Consider the following 4071-nt stretch of genomic DNA (forward strand, 5'->3'; position numbering starts at 1 on the left):
GACGCTCTCCTCGTCAACCCGGATGTCGGCTCGATCTCCTTCGTCGGCTCGACCCCCATCGCCAAGTACATCTACGAGACGGCCAGCGCGCACGGCAAGCGCGTGCAGGCCCTCGGCGGCGCGAAGAACCACATGTTGGTGCTTCCGGATGCCGACCTCGACCTGGCCGCCGATGCCGCCGTCAACGCGGGCTTCGGCTCGGCCGGTGAGCGCTGCATGGCGATCAGCGTGATCCTCGCCGTCGACGCCGTCGCCGACGAGCTGATCGCCAAGATCAGCGAGCGCATGGCGACGCTGAAGACCGGTGACGGAACCCGCGGCTGCGACATGGGCCCGCTCATCACCGAGGTGCACCGCGACAAGGTGTCCAGCTACATCGACATCGCCGCGGCCGACGGCGCGACCGTTGTCGTGGACGGCCGCGGCATCGAGGTCGACGGCGACGCCGACGGCTTCTGGCTCGGCCCGACCCTGCTCGACCGGGTGCCGCTCAGCTCCGCCGCCTACACCGACGAGATCTTCGGCCCGGTGCTGTCGATCGTGCGCGTCGAGGGCTACGAGCAGGGCCTCGACATCATCAACTCGAGCCAGTACGGCAACGGAACCGCCATCTTCACCAACGATGGTGGTGCAGCCCGGCGCTTCCAGAACGAGGTGACCGTCGGCATGATCGGCATCAACGTGCCGATCCCCGTGCCGGTGGCCTACCACTCCTTCGGTGGCTGGAAGAACTCGGCCTTCGGTGACGCGAAGGCGTACGGCCCGGCCGGCATCGCCTTCTTCACCCGCGAGAAGGCCGTCACCTCGCGCTGGCTCGACCCGAGCCACGGCGGCCTGAACCTGGGCTTCCCGCAGAACCACTAGGGCAACCCGCGCGAGGGGCTCCTCCGGCGTCTGCCGGGGGAGTCCCTCTCTCGTTGGCGCGGCCGCCCACGCTCCGGCATCCGCGGGCCGGAAACGCGCTCGCGGCCCTCGTTTCGGCTCGCGGCACTGGACATACCCAGTGCCGCGAGAGAAAACGGGGGCCGCGAGGCGACTGACGGGCCGGCGGGCTAGCGCATCAGCGAGACGCCGAGGGTGGCGAGCACGCCGAACAGCACGCCCCACAGGATGATCGAGATGACCTGCCAGAGGATGACGGTGTTCTTCGGGGCGCCGAAGGAGACCATCGCGGCCGAGGTGATCTGGCTGGGCAGGATCGCCTGGCCGAGCAGGCTCACGCCGGCGACGCCGTACTTGTCGAAGTTCTCCTTGAGGCGGGCGCGGCGCGGCGACAGCTCCTTCTCGCCGGTGCGGGCGACGACGCCGGAGCGCACCCGGTGGGCGCTCAGCACGAAGACCAGCATCGACACGATGTTTCCGACGACGGCCGCGGTGATCGCGACGGCCGGGTTCAGCCCGACGACCACCCCGATGACCGAACCGAAGTAGGACTCCACGAACGGGATCGCGGCGGCCAGCATCACACCCGCCCACTGCAGCACGGTGGGGAGTGAGTCGGTGAAGTCCTGGAGGGTCTGGATCATGGTGGGCCTTTCGGTGGGTCCTGGTGAGGGGCGGATGCCGCGTCGGGCCGGGTGTGTCCCGGGCTGCTGCGGCGATGACTCCATCTTTTCGCCGCGGCATCCGCCGCAGTAGTGCCGCACTGTCACGGCATTCGTGCGGATTCCACCCGCGAAACCGTGACAAATGTCACTGCTCTACGCTGAGGGGCATGAGCAGCCAACACACTCTCCCGGCCCGATGACGGCGCCCGTCACCGCCCCGGTTGCCACAGATGCAGCCGGCGATGCAATCGGCGATGCAGCCGGTGGCGAGACCGGCCAGACGGCCGGCACGCCCACCCCCGTGCGCAGCGTGCAGACGACCTGGCTGTTCACGCTGGGCTCGATGGTCTTCTTCTCCGTGTTCCTGTACGCGTGCGTTGCGCTGATGGTGCTGCAGGAGGTCGCCACGGCCGGCGACGCCCTCGATGCCGTCGTGCTGATGCTGACGCTGGCTGCGGCGGGCGTGAACGTGCGCTACTGCTGGTTTCTGCGCGTGGGTCGCGGGGGAGGGCTGCCGCGGACCGCGTGGACGCTCGCGCTGCTGGCGCCGGCGGCATCCGTCTGGGTGGTCGGCCTCTTCGCCCCCAACGCGGCCCTGATCGGGGCGATCCCGCTCTGGATGGCGCTCTGCCTCATCGCCTGCCTGCTGCCCAAGCGCGCGCGCTGGCTGCTGCTCGCCGTCGGCGCAGGGCTGCTCGTGATGCACCCCTTCGTCAGCGACGCGCTCACGGGCAGCGAGGCCACGTTCATGGACCGCTACTCGGGATGGCTGCTGGCGGTGTACGTGCTGGCGTTGCCCGTCATGCTGCTCACCAGTCTGTGGTGGTGGGAGATCGTGGTGACCCTCGACCGCAACCGGCACACCGCGGCCGAGCTCGCCGTCGCCCAGGAGCGGCTGCGGTTCGCCGCCGACCTGCACGACATCCAGGGCCACCACCTGCAGGTGATCGCGCTCAAGTCGGAGCTGGCCGAGCGGCTGCTGGCCGTCGATGCCGAGGCCGCCAGGGTGCATGTGCACGAGATGCGGCTGATCGCCAAGCAGGCGCTCGAGGAGACGCGCTCGCTGGTGGCGGGCTACCGCGAGGTGGCCCTCGACGACGAGCTGCAGAACGCGCGCGAGGTGCTCACGGCGGCCGGCGCCACGTGCATGCTCGACGTGGACCCGCTGCCGGCCGGCACCGACCTGCGCCGCGCCCTGGCGATGACGGTGCGCGAGGCGACGACGAACATCCTCAGGCACAGCGAGGCCGGCCGGGTCGGCATCCGCTTCCGGTCCACGGCCGAGGCGTACACGCTGGAGATCGGCAACGACGGCGTCGGCGCGGCTTCCAGCGCGGGCACCTCCGGCTCGGGCCTGGCCGGGCTGCGTGAGCGGCTCCTGCCGGTCGGCGGCGAGCTCGAGACCTCCTTCGACCCGGATGCCGGCCAGTTCACGCTGACGGTCTCCGTGCCGACCCGGGTGGGGGCCCGGGCATGAGCGCGCTCAGCGAGGTCGGGGCCGGGACCGGCGCCGACACGGTCGCGGGCATCGCGCAGGCCGAGCGGCGCGTCATCCGCCTGCTCATCGCCGACGACGAGCACCTGATCCGCGGCGCCCTCGAGGCGCTGCTCGGGCTGGAGCCGGACATCGAGGTGGTGGCCAGCGCCGACAACGGCGTCACCGCCGCGGAGCTCGCGCTGCAGACCCGGCCGGACATCTGCCTGCTCGACCTCGAGATGCCTCACGCCGACGGCATCGAGGCGGCGGTCCGCATCCTGTCGACGGTGAGCACCCGCGTCATCATCGTCACCCGGCACGCCCGCCCCGGCGTGCTGCGCCGTGCGCTCGAGGCGCGGGTGTCCGGCTTCGTGCCGAAGTCGACGCCGGCCGGCGAGCTGGCCGCGGTGATCCGCGACGTGGCGGCGGGCAAGCGCTACATCGACCACGAGATCGCCGCCTCGGCGCTGTCGGCCGAGCGTTGCCCGCTCACCGACCGCGAACTGGACGTGCTGCGGGTCAGCCGCAGCGCGGTCGGCGTGCAGCAGATCGCCGAGCAGCTGCACCTCGCCGCCGGCACCGTGCGCAACTACCTCTCCTCGGCGATGACGAAGCTCAACGCGGTGTCCCGGCATGAGGCCGCGGAGAAGGCGTGGCAGCAGGGCTGGATCTAGCGGCGCCGCCGCTCGGCGCCGGTTGGGCCGGTTGGGCCGGTCGGCACCCGGCCGCTGCTGCCAGTCGGCGGATGAGCGCGCCCGGAACCGGCGTTTCGGGCGGTTTCCGCGGCGTGTCGCGGTCGGCAATCGCAGCTCGACCGAGCGCCCCTGCCCGCCAGGATTCCCCCGCCGTCGATCACGCGCACCACCTCGGCGGCGGAGAGGATGACGGCCGGCGGCCCGAAGCGGCCGTGCTCGAGCTGTTCCGCCGCCCAGAGGTCGACCGGCGCCCCGGGCGCGACCGCGGCGGCGATGTCGCCGGAGAGGGCGACCACGACCCCGGTCTGACCGGCCTCCGACTGCGGGCTGAGGGCGGAGGCGGGATCAGCTC

General features: G+C 71.6%; 5 protein-coding genes. 3 read left to right on the forward strand and 2 right to left on the reverse strand.

All coding sequences use genetic code 11. The annotated features are described in order from the left end of the window. The coding region (locus tag GY24_RS17120) for an aldehyde dehydrogenase family protein (protein WP_133161242.1) at positions 1-864 on the forward strand (864 nt) is incomplete at its 5' end. A 188-nt stretch (positions 865-1052) separates the two neighbouring features. On the opposite strand, the gene GY24_RS17125 is transcribed toward GY24_RS17120, so the two are convergent. Continuing rightward, positions 1053-1526 (reverse strand): small multi-drug export protein, encoded by a 474-nt coding sequence (locus GY24_RS17125; RefSeq protein ID WP_104477818.1) that lies wholly within the window; start codon positions 1524-1526, stop codon positions 1053-1055. 217 nt (positions 1527-1743) lie between these two features. Here GY24_RS17125 and GY24_RS17130 point away from each other — a divergent pair, with 217 nt between their 5' ends. Continuing rightward, positions 1744-3024, forward strand: coding sequence for a sensor histidine kinase (locus GY24_RS17130; RefSeq protein ID WP_104477820.1), 1281 nt, complete (start codon positions 1744-1746; stop codon positions 3022-3024). Then, positions 3021-3698, forward strand: coding sequence for a response regulator transcription factor (locus tag GY24_RS17135; RefSeq protein ID WP_104477822.1), 678 nt, complete (start codon positions 3021-3023; stop codon positions 3696-3698). The genes GY24_RS17130 and GY24_RS17135 overlap by 4 nt, the downstream gene beginning before the upstream one ends. On the opposite strand, the gene GY24_RS17775 is transcribed toward GY24_RS17135, so the two are convergent. Next, positions 3695-4071 (reverse strand): hypothetical protein (locus tag GY24_RS17775; protein WP_202972975.1); only part of this gene is annotated, 377 nt, incomplete at its 5' end. The genes GY24_RS17135 and GY24_RS17775 overlap by 4 nt on opposite strands.

Source organism: Microterricola pindariensis (genome assembly GCF_002936985.1).
In the GTDB taxonomy this organism is placed as follows: Bacteria; Actinomycetota; Actinomycetes; order Actinomycetales; family Microbacteriaceae; genus Microterricola; species Microterricola pindariensis.